Source organism: Frankia sp. CgMI4, assembly GCF_001756285.1.
GTDB classification, from domain to species: Bacteria; Actinomycetota; Actinomycetes; order Frankiales; family Frankiaceae; genus Frankia; species Frankia casuarinae.
This window is the reverse complement of sequence record NZ_MAQZ01000077.1, coordinates 19,554-41,693: the sequence shown is the minus strand read 5'-3', so window position 1 is coordinate 41,693 and position 22,140 is coordinate 19,554. Positions and strand designations below refer to the sequence as shown.

15 protein-coding genes are annotated in these 22,140 nt (G+C 66.2%); 9 read left to right on the top strand and 6 right to left on the bottom strand.

Annotated features, from left to right (window positions below; all coding sequences use genetic code 11):
• Positions 1–156 precede the first annotated feature (156 nt).
• Positions 157–2,595 carry a LuxR C-terminal-related transcriptional regulator gene (locus Manayef4_RS25390; protein WP_139140083.1) on the bottom strand — a complete coding sequence of 813 codons (2,439 nt, stop codon included), beginning with the start codon at positions 2,593–2,595 and terminating at the stop codon, positions 157–159.
• A gap of 515 nt (positions 2,596–3,110) precedes the next feature.
• On the opposite strand from Manayef4_RS25390, the gene Manayef4_RS13360 reads away from it, so the two are divergent.
• From Manayef4_RS13360 to Manayef4_RS13350, 3 genes are all read left to right on the top strand, one after another.
• Positions 3,111–5,069, top strand: coding sequence for an FAD-dependent oxidoreductase (locus tag Manayef4_RS13360; RefSeq protein ID WP_254665636.1), 1,959 nt, complete (start codon positions 3,111–3,113; stop codon positions 5,067–5,069).
• Positions 5,066–6,040, top strand: a complete 975-nt coding sequence (locus Manayef4_RS13355) for a hypothetical protein (RefSeq protein WP_011435445.1) — start codon at positions 5,066–5,068, stop codon at positions 6,038–6,040. Before Manayef4_RS13360 ends, Manayef4_RS13355 begins: the two co-directional genes overlap by 4 nt.
• Before the next feature lie 158 nt (positions 6,041–6,198).
• Entirely contained in the window at positions 6,199–7,557 is a 1,359-nt protein-coding gene (locus Manayef4_RS13350; protein WP_070131804.1) for a cation:proton antiporter, read from the top strand.
• Between the two features lie 1,295 nt (positions 7,558–8,852).
• Here Manayef4_RS13350 and Manayef4_RS13345 read toward each other — a convergent pair.
• From Manayef4_RS13345 to Manayef4_RS13330, 4 genes are all read right to left on the bottom strand, one after another.
• The gene (locus Manayef4_RS13345) at positions 8,853–9,593 is read right to left on the bottom strand and encodes an alpha/beta hydrolase (protein WP_175443384.1); all 741 of its coding nucleotides are present in this window, start codon (positions 9,591–9,593) and stop codon (positions 8,853–8,855) included.
• Positions 9,594–10,548: 955 nt separating this feature from the next.
• Positions 10,549–11,886 carry a crotonyl-CoA carboxylase/reductase gene (gene ccrA / locus Manayef4_RS13340; RefSeq protein ID WP_070131802.1) on the bottom strand — a complete coding sequence of 446 codons (1,338 nt, stop codon included), beginning with the start codon at positions 11,884–11,886 and terminating at the stop codon, positions 10,549–10,551.
• Between the two features lie 40 nt (positions 11,887–11,926).
• Positions 11,927–13,705 carry a 3-hydroxybutyryl-CoA dehydrogenase gene (locus Manayef4_RS13335; protein WP_070131801.1) on the bottom strand — a complete coding sequence of 593 codons (1,779 nt, stop codon included), beginning with the start codon at positions 13,703–13,705 and terminating at the stop codon, positions 11,927–11,929.
• A gap of 4 nt (positions 13,706–13,709) precedes the next feature.
• Positions 13,710–14,054, bottom strand: coding sequence for a helix-turn-helix domain-containing protein (locus Manayef4_RS13330; protein WP_023841291.1), 345 nt, complete (start codon positions 14,052–14,054; stop codon positions 13,710–13,712).
• Between the two features lie 961 nt (positions 14,055–15,015).
• On the opposite strand from Manayef4_RS13330, the gene Manayef4_RS13325 reads away from it, so the two are divergent.
• Positions 15,016–15,771, top strand: a complete 756-nt coding sequence (locus Manayef4_RS13325) for a group II intron maturase-specific domain-containing protein (protein ID WP_070131800.1) — start codon at positions 15,016–15,018, stop codon at positions 15,769–15,771.
• A gap of 84 nt (positions 15,772–15,855) precedes the next feature.
• Here Manayef4_RS13325 and Manayef4_RS13320 read toward each other — a convergent pair whose 3' ends face one another.
• A complete protein-coding gene (locus Manayef4_RS13320; RefSeq protein WP_070131812.1) occupies positions 15,856–16,410 on the bottom strand; it encodes a flavodoxin family protein in 555 nt (184 codons plus the stop codon).
• Between the two features lie 500 nt (positions 16,411–16,910).
• Between Manayef4_RS13320 and Manayef4_RS13315 the strand changes: the two genes are divergently transcribed.
• The 5 genes from Manayef4_RS13315 to Manayef4_RS13300 all read left to right on the top strand — a co-directional run bounded on the left by Manayef4_RS13315 (position 16,911) and on the right by Manayef4_RS13300 (position 22,135).
• Positions 16,911–17,729, top strand: coding sequence for an SAM-dependent methyltransferase (locus Manayef4_RS13315; RefSeq protein ID WP_035730986.1), 819 nt, complete (start codon positions 16,911–16,913; stop codon positions 17,727–17,729).
• 199 nt (positions 17,730–17,928) lie between these two features.
• Positions 17,929–20,106: an EAL domain-containing protein gene (locus Manayef4_RS13310; protein WP_070131811.1), complete on the top strand. Its 2,178-nt coding sequence runs from the start codon at positions 17,929–17,931 to the stop codon at positions 20,104–20,106.
• Positions 20,107–20,478: 372 nt separating this feature from the next.
• On the top strand, positions 20,479–20,631 hold the full coding sequence (locus Manayef4_RS25005) for a hypothetical protein (RefSeq protein ID WP_157493315.1): 153 nt from the start codon (positions 20,479–20,481) through the stop codon (positions 20,629–20,631).
• 45 nt (positions 20,632–20,676) lie between these two features.
• Positions 20,677–21,528, top strand: a complete 852-nt coding sequence (locus Manayef4_RS13305) for a GvpL/GvpF family gas vesicle protein (protein WP_011435456.1) — start codon at positions 20,677–20,679, stop codon at positions 21,526–21,528.
• Positions 21,529–21,703: 175 nt separating this feature from the next.
• Positions 21,704–22,135 carry a gas vesicle structural protein GvpA gene (locus Manayef4_RS13300; RefSeq protein ID WP_070131810.1) on the top strand — a complete coding sequence of 144 codons (432 nt, stop codon included), beginning with the start codon at positions 21,704–21,706 and terminating at the stop codon, positions 22,133–22,135.
• Positions 22,136–22,140: the final 5 nt, after the last annotated feature.

Here is a 22,140-nt window from a genome sequence, read left to right as displayed (position 1 = left end):
GGTGTGGTTGTCGGCGGGGCGGACACGCCGGGCCTCGACCGGGCCCACGCAGGAGGAGGTGCCTGGTGTCCCGGTCCGGAGATCTGCGCTCTGATGAGATCTGTGATGAGGCCCCGTCAGATGATCCACAGCCGCCAGCGAAGTCGCGGCCCGTGACTACCCGTGAGGTTGTACGCCTCCAGACTCTCCATGAGGAGGCGGGGGTGAGGTGGAGGCGCTCCGCTCGCGCTCGCCAACATGTCGCTGCGGCTCACACGTACGTTCCTGGGGGCTCCTGCTGCTGTCCTTAACCCACGCGACGATCTGGGCCCGTGAGGTGAAACCGAGCTTGCCGAGAATGCGCTCGACGTGACCTTCCGCCGTGCGCTGGGCGATCACCAGGTAGCTCGCGATCTCCTTGTTGCTCAGACCGCGGGCGACGAGGTCCGCCACCTGACGCTCCCGAGGGGTCAGGGGCACCTCCGGCTCGCCGGCGGGAACGACGGGGTGGGCGACGGGAGTCCCGGTGCCCTGGGTAGCCGCGGCGACGGCCTCGTCCAGGTCGAGTTCCGCGCCCTGCGCTAGGGCGCGTTCGAGCTTCCGTTGATCCAGGACGCGTCGCAGGGACGCCTCGCATCGGTGGTGGAACGAGGCGAGCCCGAAGACGGCGATCGACGCCCCGGTCTCACGCCAGATCCGCCCGGCCGCGCCGAGCAGGACCGCGGACTCGTGGTGCCGACCGGCCGAGGCCATGACCCACGCCTGCTGCTCCAGCGCGACGGCGATGCCGACATGGTCGTGGAACGCGTATTTGAGGGAGATGGCCGCGGCATGGTGCTCCATCGCCTGCTCCAACTCGCCTAGCTGCCAGGCCGCCAGACCGAGGCCGCACAGAGCGAACGAGCGGAAGCAGCATTCGCCGAAGCGCTCGGTCAACGCCACGCATTCCGCGAAGACGGTCGCCGCCGCGTCCTGTTCCTCGCGGATTCCGTGGGCCAGCCCGAGATAGAGCAGTGATTGGGCGAGACCGAGCGGCTCGTCGAGGTCAGTGAACCGGCGGCGGGCGTCCTGACTGCGCTCCACCGCCGCCGACGTGTCCCCGCTGATGGCGGCGAGCCTGCCCTCGACGCAGGCGATGCGTGCGAGCACCCGCTGCTCGTGCAGCCTGGCGGCCAGATCGCGAGCCTCGGCCAGCAGCGACGCCGCCGCGGTGATGTCGCCCTGGAGGGACGCGGCGTGGGCGGCCGATTGCAGACCGATGGCCCGGATCCCGTCCGGCTCCGTGGCCTTGCTCAGCCCCCGATCAAACCAGAAGCGCGCCTCGCTGAGTAGCCCGATGGCGGCCCAGTATTGYCACAAGGCCACCATGATGGACAGAGCGGTCTCCGCCAGGCCCGGTGTGGTGAGGCAGAGGTCCAGCGCAACCCGTAGGTTCGCTTGCTCGTTCCGGATCCGCCGGATCCAGTCCAGTTGGGCCGGGCTGCACCACTGAGCGTCGGCGAGGGCCGCCATCCGGCGGTAGTAGGCGAGATGCCGACGGCGCACGTCCTGTTCCCGACCGGACTCGCGCAGGCGGTCCTGGCCGTACTGGTGAATGGTGTCCAGCATCCGGAACCGGACCATCCCCTCGTCGTCGTCACGGACCAGAATCGACTTGTCAACCAGCCCGCTCAGCACGTCCAGCACGACTGCCGGCGGGTACCTGGCGCCCTCCACCTGCTCAGYCGCCTCCAAGGTGAACCCGTCGGCGAACACCGACAGGCACGCCCACATCTGCTGCTCCTCGGGATTGCACAGGCCGAAGCTCCAGTCGATCAGCGCGCGCAGGGTCTGCTGGCGGCGGGGTCCGGCCCTGTTGCCTCGCGTCAACAGGGCGTAGCGGTTGTCGAGCCGATCGAGGATCTGCTCCAGGGACAGCGTCCGGAGCCGAGCAGCCGCCAGTTCGATCGCCAGCGGGATGCCATCCAGGCGATGGCACAGCGACGCGACGGTCCGCCAGTTGCCCTCGTCGAGGCTGAATTCCCCMAGTACCGCCGCCGCGCGCTCCRCCAGCAGGCTCACCGCCTCGTACTGGATGAGCCCGCCAGCCAACGCGGACTGGTCCGCGCCCGGGGCCGGCACCGGGGGTACTCTCAGCGGGGGCACCTTCAGCACCCGTTCCCCCGCCACCCCGAGCAGGTGGCGGCTGGTTGCGATGACCCGCAGGTCCGGGCCCGCGCGCAGCAGGGTGTTGACGAGCCGGGCACACGTGTCCACGAGGTGCTCGCAGTTGTCGAGCACGAGCAGGATCCTGCGCGGAGCAAGGTGCGCGGCGAGCGTCGCCGCGGTCCATCGCCCGGAGAGGAACTGCAGGTCCATCGCCTCGGCGACCGCGTCGACGACCAGTGACGGGTCGTCGAGGTCGGCCAACTCGGCGATCCAGACACCGTCGGGGAACGCGCGCTGCCGGTCCGCCGCGAGCCGAAGGGCGAGGCGGGTCTTCCCGACCCCCCCGGGCCCGGTCAGCGTGAGCAACCGGGCGCCGGCCAGCAACCGCAATGCCTCTGCCAGCTCCTGTCTGCGACCGACGAAGCTGGTTAGTTCCGCCGGCAGGTTCGACCTTCCACGTCCGGACACACACAACACCGTCCCGCTACCTGTGGGGGGACACAACTTGGTCGGATAAGTGGACAACTGGGACGGACAGGTGGACAACTGGGACAGACAGGTGGGCAGGCGAGCGGACAGGTAGTGAGACAGGTAGTTCTCCCGTCCCCGCACACYGGTCCGTCGCTCAGGCTGCACCCATGCCGAGGACGCAGACTGCACTGCCAGCAGCCTTGGGATGCCGGGGACCGGAGCCGACCGGCTGGAGCGGGTGTAGGCAGCCAGGGCAATGGCACATCCACAGGCCAATCAATYGTAATAGTCGGGTGTTGTACATCCGTGTTCCATGCAATGAGATGACGCCAGAGTTGGGGGAGACCCTGCGAAGCAGGGCAGTTAGGAAGATCGTTAACGTGGCGGCCGGATCTGGTTGCGGAGCTAGCCAACAAAGTCCCTTGGTATCGTCGACACCAGTCCTGTGCGCTTATGACGAAGTAAATTTATGCGAGACTAAGCACGCGAGACCAGATGCGAAAATCCAGCCGGTGGGCGAGGCCGACCGCGTTTCCCGGAAACTTCGACAAAGATCTGATTTGATGACCAACGAGAAAGCGCATTCACCGAAGGGCTTGCCGGTGATTCGGCAGACGACCTCCGAAACTGATGTCGTGGTAGTCGGTGCCGGCATCATAGGCCTGGCGAACGCCCTTCAGCTTGCCAAACGAGGCCTGCGAGTAACGCTGATCGACAACCTTCGCGACAAGAAACACAGCTACAAGGTTGGAGAGTCGTTCCTAGTCTTCACAAGTGCTTTTCTCCGCACTGTGGGCGAGCTGGATGAGTTCATCACCGAGGAATCATTCGCGAAACTCGGTGTATGGTTCTCCCACGGCACGGAGAACAGATCAGACTTCCACGACGCCACCGAGTGGGCCATCAACGCCGACCCGCATCCGCCRCATTATCTCTACGATCTTGCGCCCGACAAGAAGTGGTTCCGCTGCATGTTCCTCGACATGCAGATCGTCCGTCCCGAAGCGGAGGATTCGATGTGTGCGGCCGTCCGACGGCGTGCTGGAATCACTTTCGTCGACACCGCCCGAGTGAGCGACATACAGATCTCCCCGGGAGCGGACTGGCACCAGGTGGAATGGCTGGACGGCACAACCGGGCACAGCAACATCATCCGAACGCGCTGGGTCGTCGACTGTTCTGGACGCAACCGGTTGTTGGCCCGCGGCCGCGGACATGCCGCGGAGCGGCGGGAACTGACTGACGGATTTCAGACGACAGCGGTCTGGGGCCAGTTCGAGGGCGTGACCGACGGCCTGTTCGGTGACGAGTGGACGCATACCTTCCCTAACGGCCGCGATACGCAACGCGACCTGTACACCGTACATTTGTGGGGGGCCGGTTACTGGATCTGGGTCATCCGGCTCTCGAAGGAACGGATCAGCGTCGGCGCGACTTTCGACCAGCGGTCGGCGCCACCCGGCCGAACTCCGCAGGAGCAGTTCTGGAATCTCATCCGGCGGCACCCCGTCCTCGACAAGGTGATCGCACCGGAGTCACTCCTTGAGTTCCGGACCTACCGGAACGTCCAGCACTGGACCGACACGTTCGTCAGCCCGCAGCGCTATGCAATGGTAGGCGACGCGGGCAGCATCATCGACGCCTACTACAGCCAGGGAATCGCGCTGGCGTTGGTGACCAGTTGGCATCTCGCCAACATTGTCCAGGACGACGTCCGCTCCGGGAACCTGGACCGGGCGTATATCGAGCGGGTGAACCGAGCCACTCGCCAGGACTGGCACATGCTGCGCGCGATGGTCCGCGAAAAGTACACTGCCGCGATCGCGGATCCTCGCTTCTTCGTGTTGTCCCACGTGCTTGATATGATGGTGTTCTGGTCGGTGGGCARCACCCGTTCAGCGCTCACCCGATGGCTCGTCGACACCGAGGGCGACACCACTCGGGAGACCCCGAAGAACCGCCGCGTCCGGCGGCGTCTGCAATCCACGCTATTCTACTCCCGGGCCCCGCTGTGGCGGTGGTTGCCGCCGGAAACCGTGCATTGGATACAGAGCCGGCTACAGGCCAACCTCGCGGCCCGCGCACGGTGGCGGCTGGATCACGGTGTCAAGCTACCAACGGTCCGTAGTGTCCAGAACGTCACCGCGCCGCTGCCTAAGCTGTGGTGGCTGGCGATCGGCGGGGACCGCGGACGAGATATTTCAGCTCATGACCTGGTGGAACCCGCGGAACTACGACCAGAGGGCACCGCGACCTGGTTGGACCGGTTGCCCGTGCCGGCCAACACCCGATTGCGATGGGTGATCCGGCTGCGGCCGTACGCCCTGCTCGCCGGATTCTCCGCTGCCTATCTGTGGGACGGGGCGGACACGGCGATCCGACGCCTGCGCCTGCTTGTACGCCGCCCCAGCGACAGCGCGACGGCCAGCGAACTCGCTAACCACGAGGCCTTGCTAAGGAAGAATGAATGAAAGCCGTTACCACTGGGCGACCGATCGCTTATCTACATTTGGACTCGCCGCACGCGGAGTACCCACAGATCGTTACCGCCCTGGCTGATTACGGTGTCACGGCAGTCGCGGTCCATCTCGACAACGTGCACACCGTCGACTGGACAGCGTTCGACGGCGTGAACCTACGAATGTGCCGCGGCTTCCACGAGCGGCCCGACTTTCTTGACAGGATCCGGAGACTGTATCTGGAGCTGGACGGGAAGATTCCAATTCTGAACTCGATGCGGGTGGCCGTCGGGACGCTCGACAAACGTCGGTACCTGTCAGAGCTCGAACAGGACGGCATCGCGGTGATCCCGACCCGGTGGGTTTCCCGGGGCGAGGACGTGACGATTGACACGCTCATGACCCAGACCGGATGGGACCATGTCGTCATCAAGCCAACCGTCTCGGCCGGCTCCTGGCGCACCTTCCGGGTCTCACGGAGCGGGCCGAGCACCTCAGCAACGCACTTCGTCCGGCACGGCCACGAAGCAACGTCGGCGACGGGCGTGGCACCACGCCGCGACACRGAACCCGAGACACTGCTCCGTGACTTGGTGTCCACCCATCACGTCTGTGTCCAGCCCTTTCTTTCATCGATCCTGGCTCACGGTGAACTCTCCTTCGTCTTCCTAGGCGGAAAGTTGAGCCACGCGGTCCGCAAAAGAGTCGCCCGGGACGGCGGCTGGTGGGCACACGAACGGTTCGGTGGCCGGAATGAAGTGATCCAGCCGACACCAGCCGAGCGTGAGTGGGCGTACTGTGTATATGAAGCACTAGAGAACCGATACGGACCGTTGATCTTCGGCCGGGTTGACGGCTTGCGGGACGAACACCGTGTGCTGCGGCTACTGGAATGTGAGCTCGTCATCCCCCGTCTGCTCCTGACCGAGGGCAACGCCTACGACACGTACGCAAAGACCATCGCGCGGGCGGTTGGCGGYTGACCCGATGACCTACCGAGAAACGCTCGCCGGCCCCGGGGAGTAACGGTTACGCACGCAGCGCATCGGATCTACCGGCGGTTTACCTCATCCTGCCACTCTCGCTCGTGCTCGGCGTCACCGTCGGTTTAGACGTCCGCCTGACCTTCCCAGGAGTAGTGATGGTCAACGCATCCGGTCCGGTAGCCGCGCTGTCGCCCCATGCGCTTCTCGTTTTCCTGCTCCAGATCGCTTTCCTGCTCGGGCTAGCTTATCTCCTCGGGCGGGCGGCAACGCGGCTGGGAATGCYGGCAGTGGTGGGTGAACTCCTCACCGGCGTGATCCTCGGGCCATCTCTGCTTGGCGCGCTCGCGCCTGGCTTCGCCGGCTGGCTGTTGCCCGCACGGGCCGACCAGTTCCATCTCCTCGACGCCGTCGGCCAGCTCGGCGTGATTCTGCTGGTCGGATTCATCGGCATAGAGATGGACATCCAGATGGTGCGGCGCCGGGGTCTGGCCGCCGCCCGGGTCGGCCTCGCCGGGCTGCTGGTTCCGGTGGGCCTCGGCGTCTCGGCGGGTCTACTGCTGCCTGACTCTCTCGTCGCGGACGGCGCCCATCGGCTGGTGTTCGCGGTGTTCCTCGGCGTAGCGCTCGGGGTCAGCGCRATCCCGGTAGCCGCGAAGATCCTCATCGACATGAACCTGTTGGACCGCAACGTCGGCCAGCTCACCCTGGCCGCGGCCGCAGTCGACGACGTGGCCGGGTGGTTCGCACTCTCCATAGTGTCGGCGATGGCGACCACGGGCGTGCGTGGCAGTGACATCGCCGTGCCGGTGGTCAGCGTGCTCGGCACCGTGCTGGCCGCCCTGGTGGTCGGTCCTCCGACGGTCCGACGGGCACTTCGATACGCCAGCACGGCGCGCGACGGCGGTGGCCACATCGTGGTCGTCACCGTACTGATCCTGGCCGCGGCGGCGGCCACGGAGGCACTGAAGCTTGAGGCGATCTTCGGCGCGTTCATCGCCGGCGTCGTCATCGGGTCCAGCCGGGGTTTCGCTCCCGACCGGGTCGCGCCGCTGCGGACGGTGGTGCTCACCGTGCTGGCGCCGATCTTCTTCGCCACCGCCGGGCTACGGGTCGATCTCGGCAAGCTCACCGACCTGTCGGTCCTCGCCGCCGGCCTGGTGGTCCTGCTGCTTGCCGTCGCGGGCAAGTTCGCCGGCGCCTACCTCGGAGCCCGGGCCAGCCGGCTTGGCCACTGGGAGGCCCTCGCGCTCGGCGCCGGGCTGAACGCCCGCGGGGTCATCGGTCTGGTCGTCGCCGGAGTGGGGCTGCGCCTCGGCGTGTTGAACACGGCGGCCTACACGGTGGTGGTCCTCGTGGCACTCATCACCACCATGGTAACTCCGCCGATCCTGCACCTCACGATGCGACGGGTGGAGCACACCGCGGACGAGACACTACGGCGACTGGACCCCCCGGCGACACCGAAAGCGCACATTCCGGTGCCCGACGCTAGCGCCGGCATGGACGTCAAATAACCRCATCCTGCAAAAGGCTGTTTCGTAACTCGATCGGGTRTGGTGTGGGTGGGGTCGGGGTGTGCTCGACCCGCGCGACCCGACCGGCTCACTCCCGCTCGTCAGCCCGTCGGGAAGACCACGGACAGGCCAACGACTGCGTGGCAGATGAAGGATTTTGACCCTTCGGAGTCGCCCTGCCCCTACCAGCCCAGGAGTGCGAATCCCCTGGGCCACCCGACCCAAGAAGCTGTTTTGGAATTACCCTGGTCCCATATCCCGACCCGATAAAGCGGGCTGTCGACCGGTTGGCACGCCGAGCGCCGGAGTCCGATCCTCTGGCGCCCAGCATGCGTCCGAGGTTAGAGCAAGATCTAAAATAGGTTCTTAGAATTTTCCTCCGGGAGGGGTTGGGACCGCTGTCTGGGCTATGACCGCAACGTGGCTGGTGGCCCCGGCTGGCGCCGGCCGGGGTGTCGCACTTTGCGGACTCTCGATACTGGCCCGTGGTACGGGTACGGCGCCGCCGTTGTCCTGCTTGGAGTTCTGGCCGCAACCGCTGAGGAACAGAGTCGATGGGATGACGAGGGCGCCAAGCACCGTCACCATGGCTCGACGGCCACGGTGCCTCGGCGTCCGGGGCCATCGGGATTGGAAGGAATGTATGGTGTCCATAATGATTCAGTAGTCTACTGCCCTATGCGCAACTTTTCCACCTACCCGAGAGGCCGGGTTTTCCACCCGTCCGCGAGGTCAAAAAGATCCTGAAGCGTCCTTCCGGTGATCACATCAGTACCTTCGGCGGGTAAACCAGCCCGCCTCTTCCGAACCTTGCTGGTGCCATTGATGATCAGGTGTGAGCTCAATGGAAGTACTTTAAGAGCGTGTCTCACGCGGCGGTTCCCGGTAGATAAACGATCATGGATGTGATGGAGAGCGGCTTGCTCTACGTCCGGTCCCGGACGAGTTGTGGAAGCTGGTCGAACCGTTGCCACTCCGGTTCGAGGCAGGTCCGCAGGGCGTTGAACAYCCCCGGCTGCTCGGCGAGGATCGGGCGGCCAGCGTCTGCTCGCCGACGTGGGAGCCGTCGATCGCGGCCCCGAGCGTCGCTCGCGACGCGTAGGTGGTCATGAGCGCGGCGCGCACAAGTAKGTGGGGCGGGTCGTCGGCGGTGCCCGACGGGCCGAACGCGGCCCGGCTCGCCGTCGTGTCCAGGCAGCGGGTCTGGGTGCCATCGTCCCGCACACCGGCGGGTCACATACCGTTATCAACCTCCATTCTCAAACCCCTTCTGACCGACAATCTCAAACACCTTCTCAGATCTCTGCGAATTCGCGAACGGCCTGGATGAACTGGTTGAACTGGCTACGGTGCACGTCGTGTGATGCGTTGTGCAACTCGACGGTGGTGCAGCAGGCGGGCAGGATGCGGCGTGCGTGCGCCCATTCCTCGTCGGACCACAGTCCGCCCCGCAGCGGGTTGGCGCGGATGAGAAGGGTCCGAACAGTGAGCTGACCTAGGAGCGGGAGTAGCGAGMCCGTACAGGATCCATCGCGCACCAGGCTCTCGACGATGGCAGGGTCGGCGTACCGGAAACCCTCCAGCAGACTGTCCACATCATCGGGGTGCCAGCTGGGATGAACCATGGCGAGGATTTCCCGCAGTTCTATTTCGGGCAGTGCGATGGCCTTGATCAGATCGTTGATCTGTTCGCGCTGCAGCTTTGGTGACATCATCACCGGGGGGTCTTCAAGAACAAGACTCGACACCGTCGGGGGAAGCTGCTCCGACTCGGCACCGGTCGCGGTGACCAGGGCCACGGCGGCTCCCCACGAGTGGCCGACCAGCATCGGCTCCTCGACCCCCAGGGCGGTCAGGAAGGACACCACATCATCAGCGGCCTTGCGTAGGCCGTACGACCCGATGGGTGCTCGAACACTGGCACCATGTCCTCGCAGATCGAGCGCGAACACCTGGTACCTATCCCCCAGCGCGGGGCCGACACGAGACMAGCTTGCAGCCGATCCCGCGTTGGCATGCAGCAACACGACCCGCATTCGTTCATCTCGATCTTCACTCCAGACCCGATAGCTGAATCGGCCGGCAGGCAGATCAATGAATCGTGCGTGCCAGCCAAAATTGGYACGGCCAGCGTGTGCGCCCGTCATGGCAGGCTCTTTTCTTCGTCAGCGGTGGCCGCTATGGTGCTACGGTCGCACCAGCTGGCGATTCCGCGGGCCGGATCCRCTCCCACGTCAGGTACGGAAGCCGGATGCCAGAGCCGTCCCACTTCGCCGGACAACACAGCGTCAACACATTCTCTCTCAACGCGAAATTGCGAACCTGGTTCCCTCCAATCCATTCGGGAACAGACGCCACCTGCACATGATGGATGACTTGATCATCCTCTAGGCAATAGGTTCCGCAGTATCCGATGTAGGGATGGTTCATGGCGATCGATTCGGCGTCGACCTGCGAGCTATTCATGAATTCGGAGACGGATGCGCTTGAGGTGCGACGCTGAGGGTCGCGCAGRTGTGCGGACATGTGGCCGTCGGCCGCGTAGATCACTAGACCGCTCGGTTGGGTGCCCATGGGCATGMTGAGAATTATTCCATTGCGGTCAGTAACGATGAACGAGACAAGCTTCCATGCTCCGACTAGCAAAGGTCCATGCGTATCGAGGTGGTCCGAAAAATCCGAACTGGTTACGCCGCTCATGAAGGCAAACCTCCATTGATGTTGGATTAGCTTAGATTGTTGACTTGCTAGTCCGAGGTCGACAGTTCGGAGGCCACGCCACATCCCCTCCCTTCAKCGTCCGGTGATGGCGGTACAGGAGCCCCTTCCCTGATGCGGGGGTGATCCCCCGCCGATGATCCTCGCGATCCGTAGGAGGTGGAGGCCGCGTGCAACAACACCGCGGTACACGTCCGTCTTRGTGGCGGCAGGGCCGGGGAGGCTGGCGAATTCCGACCTCCGCTATTCCCGCGGAAAATCCAAAATTCATGATCACGTCTCGCGGAAGCGGTTGATCGCTTCCAGATGGCGGGTCCGTATCGCGTTGTCGCGCACGCCGAGGCCCTCCTGYGGCGCGAGGCACAGGACCGCGACCTTGCCCTGGTGCAGGTTGCGGTGCACCTCGTAGACGGCCTGGCCGGTCTCGTCCAGTGGATACACCCGTGACACGGTCGGATGAACCAGCCCCTTGGTGATCAATCGGTTGGCCTCCCAGGCCTCGCGGTAGTTCGCGAAATGCGACCCCACTATCTTTTTCAGATTCATCCAGAGATAGCGGTTGTCGTAGGAGTGGRCGAAGCCGCTGGTGGAGGCGCAGGTGACGATCGTTCCGCCGCGGCGGGCCACATAGACCGAGGCGCCGAAGGTCTCCTGTCCGGGATGCTCGAAAACGATGTCCGGATCCTCCCCGCCGGTGAGCTGCCGGATCTTCTTGCCAAAGCGCTGCCATTCCTTCGGGTTCTGGGTGTGCTCATCCGTCCAGAACCGGTAGCCTTCCGACGTCCGGTCGATCACCAGCTCGGCGCCCATCCTGTGGGCAATTTCGGCTTTCTCGGAAGAAGAGACAACGCAGACTGGGATGGCACCGCCGCGCACCGCCAGCTGCGTGGCGTAGGAGCCCAGACCCCCGCTCGCGCCCCAGATCAGCACGATATCTCCCTGCTTCATGTCCGCGCCGTTGCGCGACACCAGCTGACGGTATGCGGTGGAGTTCACCAGGCCCGATGCCGCGGCCTCCTCCCAGCTCAGATGCGCCGGTTTCKGCATGAGCTGGTTCGCCTTGACCAGAGCCAGTTCGGCGAGGCCACCGAAGTTGGTCTCGAAACCCCAGATGCGCTGCTCCGGATCCAGTATCGTGTCGTTGTGGCCCTCCGGCCGTTCCAGCTCGACCGACAGGCAGTGGGCCACCACCTCGTCACCTGGCGACCAGGCGTGTACCCCCGGCCCAGTGCGCAGCACGACACCGGCGAGATCGGACCCTACGACGTGATAAGGCAGGTCGTGTCGCTTGCTGAGCGGGGAGAGACGGCCGTAGCGCTCCAGGAAACCGAACGTCGGCAGGGGTTCGAAGACCGACGTCCACACCGTGTTGTAGTTGATCGAGGACGCCATCACGGCGACCAGCGCCTCACCGGGGCCGATCTCCGGTGTCGCGACCTCGTCCAGGTGCAGTGAACGTCGGGGGTCTTTGTCGCGGGATGCGAGCCCACTGAAAATGTTGACGTCTTCCTTTCGGACGACSACTCCCCGGTAGGTCTCCKRCACCCGGAGGGATGTAAAGGCCTCCTTGGGCGTGTCACCGGCGAGAATAGCTGACCTTATTTCTTTCACGGTCGAACTCTCCTATACGATGCCGACATCGAGCAGATGTTCAGTAGACCCGGAAACCCCGCCCGGTCTTGTACCCCAGACATCCGGACCTGACGAGGTCTTCCAGCAGGAGCGTCGGGGTGTACCCGGGTTCGCGGAACTCCCGGTACAGGGCGCGCTGGATGGCGAGTGTCACGTCCAGGCCGATGACATCGGCGAGTTCGAACGGCCCCATCGGGTGTGCGCAGGCGACCTTCATGGCTGTATCGATCACATCGATATCCACGTAATGGGACTCCAGCATCTTCACCGCGTCATTGAGATATGGGAACAGTAGGGTGTTGACGATGAAGCCGGCGCGGTCGGCACACCGGACCGGGTACTTGCCCGCCGTCCTGGCCACGTCGAAGACAGTCGCGGTCACGTCGTCCGCGGTTACGATGGTCGGCACGATCTCGACCAGGCGCATCTTCTTCGCTGGGTTGAACCAGTGCATACCGACCACATCCTGCGGGCGGGACGTGGCGGTGGCACACTCGATCACTGGCAGCGAGGACGTGGTCGTCGCGAGGACCGCTCCCGGGCGTGCAACCGTGTCGAGTTCAGCGAACAGCGCCCGTTTGACGTCCAAGTCCTCAACGACCGCTTCGATGATGAGGTCACACTCGGYGAGGACGGACAGATCGGTCGAAGCTMGAACCCGTGCCAGTGTCGAAGTACGCTCGTCCGATGAGATCTTTCCCCGTTCGACCGCTTTGTCCAGTGACCGCTCGATCTTCGTCCGGACAGCGGCGATTTTCTTCTCGCTCCGTGCACGGAACACCACCTTGTAGCCATGGTGGGCACAGACCTCGATGATTCCGCTGGCCATGGTGCCGGTGCCGACCACGCCGATCGTGTGCACCGGCCGTCCTGGGACCGCGAAGAAGCCGAGTTGGGGTGGTTCGACCATGTCGACGATCTCGGAGGAGTAAGGGGCGGCATAGGTGTAGAAACCCCGCCCGGTCTTGCGGCCGAGCATGCCGGCGGTCACTAGCTGCTTGAGCAGCGGGGCCGGTGCGTGCAGGTGGTCGCGGGAGGTGTGATAGATCGAGTCGAGAATCTCGTACGCGGAGTCGAGACCGATCAGATCGAGCAGTGCCAATGGGCCCATCGGGTGACCGCAGCCGAACCGCATGGCGGCGTCGATGTCCTCACGGGTGGCGTAGCACGCCTCCAGCATCCGGACAGCGCTGTTAAGGTACCCGAACAGCAGGGCGGTCACGATGAAACCCGCCCGGTCCCCGGCGACCACCGCGGTCTTTCCGACCTTCGCGACGAGCGTCCCGACATCCTCCAGTACAGACGGGTCGGTGACCGCAGTATGGATGATCTCGACCAGGCCCATGACCGGTGCGGGGTTGGACCAGTGGGTCCCGACAACCCGGGAGGGGCGTGAGGTAGCGACGGCCAACGTGATGATTGGCAGGGAGCTGGTGTTCGTCGTAAAGATCGTCTCTGGCGGACACAGCCTGTCCAGCTCGGCGAAGAGCCCGAGCTTCTTCTCGATCCGCTCGGGAATCGCCTCGATGACCAGCTGGCAGTCGGCCACGGCCTCGATCCCGGTTCCGGCCTGGATACGGGCGAGYAGGGCGTCCCGCTCGACCTTGGTCAACTTGCCGCGGCTCATCGCCCGGTCCGTGGAGTGCCGGATCCGATCGAGCCCACGGGCCAGCGTCTCGTCGTTGAGCTCGACGCCGACCACCTCGATGCCGGCGCGCGCCATTACCTCGGCGATGCCGGCGCCCATCGTGCCGAGCCCGACAACTCCGACCTTCGTGCCGTTGAGCTGGATATCCATCAGGTCACCGGTGGACGATCCGGTGCGCTCGCCCCGGATTCTTCACTATTATCCCCATCAATTGCGCCCTGTCTGGGGCGATGCCCCAATGCTCCGGACGGAAGCCGTCGACAATCCGTGTGGTTATCAGGTCGAACACCTCCGCGTTGAGGCGCACCAGGCTGCGGTGGGCATCCCCGGTGCGGCTGACCAGGCCGGCCTGCTCGAGTACCTCGATGTGCTTGCAGACCGTCTGCACGTCGGCCTTGCACCACTCGGCGAGCTCGCCGACCGTGGCGTCGCCGTCGCTCAGCCGCTCGATCAGGTCACACCAGGGCGGATTCGCAAGAGCCTCGAAGATCTGAAACATGATCCTGACCTTCCCCTGCAACCACGATACATCAGCTGATTCGTTTACGATAGCCCACCGAGTGGCCCATGTCGTCAACTGTACGGATGAATATGGGCGTCCTCGGGGCGACGCGTGAGGCCTGCGGTCACCTATGGTCTGGCGGCGCGGTGGCGAACATGATCATTTTTGATGACGGACGGTCYGCCCGAACCCGCCGTGGTTGGCGCTGGAAGCCAAGGGATGGCAGGATGACCTGCAGCTTCGCGACTGTCGCCAGACGGCGGCGGTTGGCGCTAGGAACGTCTCTCTGTAACGGGCAACTGGCTGAGTGGTTGCGATCTACGTGATCGCTTGTGATCGCTCGAGTCTCGTCTGAGGTGCTYGGAAGTGGTGTGTTCCGCCGGGTGCGTGGTTCGGTGTCGGCCGACTGCGCTGCGACCGGGTCTTCMGCCTGCCCGCCCCGCCCGCCGAAGGCGTCCGGCCGGCCACCCCGCCACGGCCCCGGCAGCCCACCCGGCCACRCCAACCGACGACAAGCGATCATCCAACCGGTCGGGAAGACCACGGACAGGTCAACGACCGCAGGACCTGAAGGACCGACAAGTTAAACGACAAGGTGCGCCACGAACGTGGAAGGGAGTGAATTGTAGGAAGAGCTTCTGACTGCGGTGCTGTGTAGCAGATGAAGGATTTGGCCCTTCGGAGTCGCTCTGCGGAGGGAGGCTCCAAGCCGCCACATGCAGCTACCGCCACATGCAGCTAGGGGGAGGCAGGCATTCCCCTGCCCTACATCCGCGACATATTAGGACACGTCGACCTGTCCACCACTGAAATCTACGCACGGGCCTCGACCGAAGCCAAGCGCAAGGCGCTCGAAGCCGCCTACACCGACATCGTCACCGACGMCCTCCCCGAGTGGAACCAGGACCCCGACCTGCTCAACTGGCTCACCTCGCTGTGAGCCCCCGCCGCTGACAGGTTGACAGGTTATGCGCAGCGCTCAAGCCCCGATCGGGTCCTCACCAGGCCCGACAGGYCAGCACTGCGCATAATCCAGCGCTGCTCATTAGGCTCTCCGATCTCACCCGTGCTGGCGAACCTGTTCATGCACTACGCGTTCGACGCGTGGCTGGCCCGGACCTACCCGGGCGTCGCGTTCGAGCGCTACGCCGACGACGCGATCGTGCACTGCGACAGCAGGAGYCGGGCTCGCCACGTGCTGGCCGCGCTCGACGACAGGATGGGACAGGTCGGACTGCGACCGCACCCGACCAAGACCAGGATCGTGTACTGYAAGGACAGCAACCGGCGCGGCTCCCATGAGCACACGTCGTTCACGTTCCTCGGCTACACCTTCCGCGCCCGCAAGGCACGCAGCAGGCACGGGAAGTTCTTCACGAACTTCCTGCCCGCGATCAGCAAGGAAGCCCAGAAGAAGGTCAGCGGGCAGGTCCGCCGATGGCGGCTACACCTGCGGACCGGCCACACCCTCGACGAGCTGGCACGAAAGATCAACCCGATCGTGCGCGGCTGGGCGCAGTACTACGGGGCGTTCTACCGCTCCGCGCTGCTTCCCCTCCTACAGCGCATCAACGCCTACCTGGTGCGTTGGCTCCGCAAGAAGTACAAACGGCTGAGACCGTTCCATAAGGCCCTGGCCTGCTGGCAACGCATCACCCGCCAACGCCCCGGGCTCTTCGCCCACTGGGCATGGACGTCCAACGCCTGGCGATGAGGATGACAAGAGCGGAGTGACGGGAGACTGTCACGCTCCGTTCTGTTGGAGCCCAGGGGTGCAATTCCCCTGGGCCACCCGACCTCAGGAAAGCGCGTTACCCTTCGCCGAGGCAGKGACCATCCATCCGAGGCTTTCGGCCCAGCGGCGGGCACGTTCGGGTTCGCCGGCCACCAGGGGGCCCGGCGGGCCGTCGACGTAGAAGCTCCGTGGACGGTCGAGGAGGGAGAAGCCGAGACGGTGCAGGCACCTTGCCGCACCGGCCGCGGCCGAACCCGCGGGACGGGGGTGACGGACCTTCGTGTCGAACGTGGCCGCTCCGGTGAGCGGCGTCCCCTCGGGCGACCCACTCGGTTGCCTGGGCAGTGCCTCGAGCCACTCCCGGATCCCGATCCYCGGCGACACGACATTGCCCTCGGTCCGCCTGGTGGCGTCGTGCCGGGTCTCGGGCCGACTCATCTCGAACGCATGGGTGGGCCCGCCGACGATGAGGAGCCTGACATCGTCGTTCAGGGCCGGGTCCGCGGTGCCGACCTCTACGAGTCCGACGTCCAACCACGTCGACAGGCCGATCGCGACGGCGTCCGCGATCACCCTGGTGTTGCCGAACATCGATTCATACACGACGAGGGCGCGCATCTCGTCCCACTCCTCACCCGGAACCTCGTACCGGAGCCTCGTACGGTCCCGGCCGAGGGCGACGCCCGAATACCCGCGCTGTCCCGGCCGCCGTCGGTCTGTCGGCTGCCGCCGCGAGCTCCGGTCCTCCCGGTTCTTTCGGTTCTTCCGGTTCTTGCGGCCRTAGGGGTCTCCTCGGCCGTCGCGGGCGTCGACCCTCGATCCAGGTTCCAGACCAGTGTCATCCGTGGACGGCCACGCAGGGCAGGGTAGGACGGTCTGGTCAAACCGGACATTCGGCACGGTCGGCGGCTTCCCCATGGGCCGCCGCCGGAGGTCGGTCCGCGCCGCCGGGAGGCCCGGGCGGGAGGTATGGCGGGCGTGCGGTGAAACGAGCGAACGCGGTGTGGAGGGTGCTGGTCTCCGTAGCGACACCGGCCGGTGTGGTGACGAAGGTAGCGATGGTAGACAATCTCCTCACCGTACGTCGTCTAGCGGGTCGCACAGGAGAATAGATGATCATGGAGGAGTTGCCCGAGTGGGCCGCGGGGATCGATGTCAATCGCCCGAGCGCCGCACGGATGTACGACTACGCGCTCGGCGGATCGCACAATTTCGCGGTGGAYCGGGAGGCGACGCGCGCCGCCATCGAGATCCTCCCGGACGCCCTGCTGATCGCCAGATCGAACCGGTTGTTCCTGCACCGGGCGGTGCGCTTCCTCGCTGCCGAGGCCGGGATCACACAGTTTCTGGACCTCGGCTCCGGGGTGCCGACGGTCGGTAACGTCCATGAGATCGCCGAAGGGGTGAATCCGGAGGCCCGGGTCGTCTATGTCGACATCGACCCGGTCGCCGTCATCCACTCCCGGATGCTGCTGGCCGACAATCCGCGGGCCACGGTGCTCCAGGCGGATGTTCGGCAGCCCGCGTCGATCCTCGGCTCCAGCGCGGTGGCCGAGCTGCTCGATCTTTCTCAACCGATCGCCGTGCTCATGGTGACGGTTCTGCATTTCGTCCCCGACAGCGATGACCCGGCTGGCGTCATCGATTCCTTCCGGGAGGCGACGGCGCCGGGCAGCTACCTGGCCATCTCGCATGTGATCGCGGACGAGCGGGCCGTAGGGATCAACCAGGCCGGCAAGGTCTACGACGAGACCCCTACCGGGGTGACCCCGCGTTCCCGTGCGGAGATCGCCGGTCTGCTCCGCGGATACGAGCTCGTTGACCCGGGCCTGGTCTACCTGCCGGCCTGGCGCCCGGACGCGGCGAGCATGGGCGCCGATCCCCTCGCGGACAACCCGGTGCGTTCCACGATACTTGCCGCGGTCGGGCGCCGGTAGCTCGCCGTTCCCGCCTGTTCCTGACTGTTCTTGGTTTTTATGATTTTTCTTGGCTATCTTTACTTTTTTAATTTTTTATTGGTTTTTCTCCGGCTTCCGGCGCTTTTCCGGCCAGCGGCCGAGGTTTTGTCACAGGGCGGGTCAGGCCCAAGGTTTGTCATGGTCCGGCAAGAAATGCGTGCGATGAGGAGTGCGTGCGGTGAGGTCCCTGCCCCAGACAGCCCGCCAGCAGGGCGTCGCGCGCTTCGCCCAGGCCTGGGCCCGAGAGATCCTCGGCGCCAGCTATCCGGCGATCGGCCTGATCGACGTCGAGCAGCGGTTACGGGCGTTGAGCGACCGGCTCGTCGACGCCCTGCTCGCCGAACCGTTCACGGCCGACCCTGCGGCCGCGGTCGGGGCTGCCGTCGTCGAGTACACCTTCGGCGCCGCGGACGCGTTGGCCGGAACCATCGAGATCTGTGGCACCAGACTGCTCACCGACCTACGACTCGGGACGGCCGACGGGTACGGCGCCCGGCTGGCGGCGTTGCAGGGCGGGCTGGCCCAGGGATACGCCCATGCGCTGCGGGAGCGGATCCTCGCCGGGCAGGACTCGATCCATCGCGCGGCTCTGCACGCGAGCGATGCCCGCTTCCGGATGATCTTCACCGGCTCCGCGATCGGAATCCTGATCAATGATGGAGGCGGACGGATCATCGACGCCAACGACGCTTTTCTGCGGATGCTCGGAGTCGGCCCGGGTCAGGTGCAGGGCAGGTCAATCGACGAGTTCGCGCATCCCGAGGACGCGAGGGAGCTCCGGGAGGCCTATGCCGCCCAGCGGACCGCCGGACCGGAGCACATCCGGATGGAGTGGCGGTTCACCGGGATCGGCGGGTCGGTGGTGTGGGCCGAGCTGACCACGTCGTGTCTGCGCGACGACGACGGGCGGTGCCGTGCGCAGCTCTCCATGATCGTGGATGTGACTGACCGGCATCTGTTGCAGAACCAGCTGCGCCGCCAGGCGYGGCACGACCCGCTCACCGGCCTGCCGAACCGGACGGTACTCATCGAACGGGTCCACGAACTGATGGCCACGGGACCGGAACGTCGCATCGGGCTGTGCTTCATCGATCTGGACGGATTCAAGATGGTGAACGACAGCCTCGGCCACGACGTCGGCGACCGGTTGCTCGTCGCCGTCACGGACCGGCTGCGTCGGGTGCTGTCCCCGGAGCAGCTCCTGGTCAGGATGGGTGGTGACGAGTTCGTGATCCTTGTCGCCGACACAGCCGGCACGGCGGACGCCGTCGCCGTCGCCGAGACCGTGCTGGCGGCGCTGGCGAGCCCGCTGCGGGTGGGTGACCACGCGCTGTCCATCGGAGCGAGCATCGGCATCGTCGAACGGCCCGTCGCCGGCGGGGACTACGCCGATCTGCTACGGGCCGCCGACATCACGCTCTACCGGGCGAAGGCGGAGGGGAAGGGTCGCTGGGCCCTGTTCGAGGCGGAGCGAGGCGCCCGGCAGGTGACCCGGCACACTCTGTCGACCATGCTGCCCCGCGCCCTCGAACAGGACCAGTTCGTCGTCGAGTACCAGCCGATCATCGCCCTCGGCGACGGTGCGGGTGCCAGGATGGCCGCCGGGGCGATGGTCGGGGTGGAGGCGCTGGTCCGCTGGCGGCATCCTGGCCTCGGTCTGCTGCCCCCCGATCTGTTTATCGGGATGGCGGAGGAGACCGGGCAGATCGTGCCCCTCGGCCGGCGCGTGCTGGAGCTCGCCTGTCGGCAGGCGCGGCAGTGGCAGGAGTGTCATCCGCACGCCCTGTTCGTCAGCGTCAACCTGGCCGCCCGGCAGACCCGCGAGGCCGGCCTGGTGGAACAGGTCCGACGCATTCTCGACGAGACCGGGCTTTCCCCGGACCTGCTCCAGCTGGAACTTACCGAGAGCGCCTTCATGGGCACGGCCGACGAGCCGCTGCGGGTCCTGCGCGGGCTCGCCGAGATGGGCGTGCGGATCGCTATYGACGACTTCGGCACCGGTTATTCCAACCTCGCCTACCTGCGTCGGCTGCCGGTGCACACGCTCAAGCTCGCCGGACCGTTCGTCGAGGGCTTCCACTCGGCGCGGGACGCCGACCCGGGGGATGAGGAGATCGTGCAGACGCTGGTCACGTTGGCCCACACCCTGCGCCTGACGGTGACCGCCGAGGGCGTCGAGACCCCGATGCAGGCCGAGCGGCTGCGCGCGGCCGCCTGCGACAGCGCGCAGGGCYTTCTCTTCGCGCCGCCGCTGACGGCTGAGGAGATCACCCAGAGGATCCTCACCCGGTCCGCTGGCTCGGACCGAACATCTTMGAGCCCCACGCAGGCAGCGCGGGCGGCATGGGCGCGCTGATCCCGTAGGACGCGCTGACCTCTCCACCCCCAGTGGACCCTCGGCCTGGATGGCCTTGGCTCCTCCGGGCGGGGGCTCCTCCGGGGCGGGGCGCCGGTCGGTGATCTGCGGTCGGCACCCGTCATACGCTGGGAGTTTGGAGTCGGTAGTCCCGGGAATGGGCGGCGTGTCGATGTCTTCGACGCCTCGGTCCTCCCTGTCCTGGAGGCGGGGCGGACGGGGGCCGCGCACCGGCCCTGAGCCCAGACACCATGAGTCCAGAAACCATGAGCCCAGACGAGGACGGGACCGCCCGTCGCCGGGCGGGCCGAGGATCATCCTGAGCGGATCGCCGACCGTCCCGCGCAGATCGTGAATCGTGCCGGGGAGGGTGTGGAGGAGCCCAGGGACCGGGCTGCCGGCCGTTTCACCGGCCGTTTCACCGACCGCGCCACCGGAGGGGCGACGGGCCGGGATCCGGCGGACGCGGTCGAGCGGCTCTTCGGCGGGGCCGGCACCTGGCTGGCGCAGGGGGATCGGCCTTGACCGGGCATCGGCCGTCGAGGGACGCGACACGAGGGAGTAGCGGCCATGAGCACGACGGCCGGGGCTGAGGATCTCACGGCCCTCGCCCGGCGACTCGCGCCCGAGGTCGTCGAGGAGGCCGTTCGAGAGGCCCGCGAACTCGCCCGACATCAGATCGTCGAGTGCCTCGCCCGTGAGATCACCCGGGTGGCGATGGAGGGCATCAGGCCGGCCGTGACCCCGCCTCGGGACCTTCCTCCCGTTCCGGTCTCGCAGTCGGGGTCGGTTCCGGAGTCGGAGTCCGTCTCGGAGTCCGTCTCGGAGTCCGTTCCGGAGTCCGTTCCGGAGTCGACTGTCGCAACTGTGGGCGTGGTCGGGCCTGGCATCCGGCCGTCCTCGCGCGTGTCCCGGACCGACCGCGGTCTTTACGTATACGGCATCATCCCCGCGGCGAGCGACACCGCCGGAATCGATGGGCTGGGCGCCGACACCGAGGTGGACGCGATCGCGCGGGATGACGCCCGTCGGCACACCGGTCGGCCGGGGCGGATGTTCGACTGCGCGTACCTCGTGCCGCGTTCGGAGGAGGATGCGTTCCTCACCACGGCGACCGCGCTGACGCGGGAGCTGGACGCGGCGGGGTGCCCCGCCGAGGCGACGGGTCCCTGGCCGCCCTACTCGTTTGTCCATATCACGCTGGGTGGTTACCAGCATCTGGGCGGCACCTTCGACGGTCACGAGGACTCGCCCGGCGGTGGAGCGCCGGTGGTTGACCGGGTGCGCACCACTGACCGGGTGCGCACCGCCGATCGGGTTCCGGACGCCGATCGGGTCCCGGGTCCTGTCGGAGGACGGCATGGTGCTGTCGGAGGACGGCATGGTGCTGTCGGAGGACGGCATGGTGGCGGCGATGACTGAGCTCGGCGAGGTGCTGGTTCCCCGGGGGGGCCATGCCGGGACGGGGCGCTGTGCGGGGGCAGGGTGCTTCGGTGGGCCGGGGGAGACGGGATCGCCCCGACCCCCCCGGCGTGTCGAGGGCCCGCTCCGCCTCCTCCGYGGACGAAGAACGATGGAAGAAGGCGAGGACAGCGCCATGACCGTCTCCAGCCAGTCCATGAACCGGGCTCCGAAGCCCAGCAGCCTGGCCGATGTCCTCGACGTCGTGCTCGACAGGGGAATCGTCATCGACGCCTACGCGCGGGTCGCGCTGGTCGGCATCGAGGTCCTCACGGYCGACGCCCGGGTCGTCATCGCGACCGTGGACACCTACCTCCGGTTCGCCGAGGCGGTGAACCGGCTGGACCTCGCRCCCAAGGAGCAGGTCCCGGGCCTGCCCGGACTCATGCATGAGGTCACCGACGGCACCGCGAGGCAGAAGTCGAAGGGGGCGCTCGAAGGATTGAAGGATACCGCCGAGGAGGCGGTGGGCTCGCTGCSTGGCGGATCGTCCGAGGAGCACGCCCGGCGGGATCTGCCGGCCGGGCGCAGCGCGCCGGGCGACCGCCGCAGCGGCCGAGAGGGATGATCGCC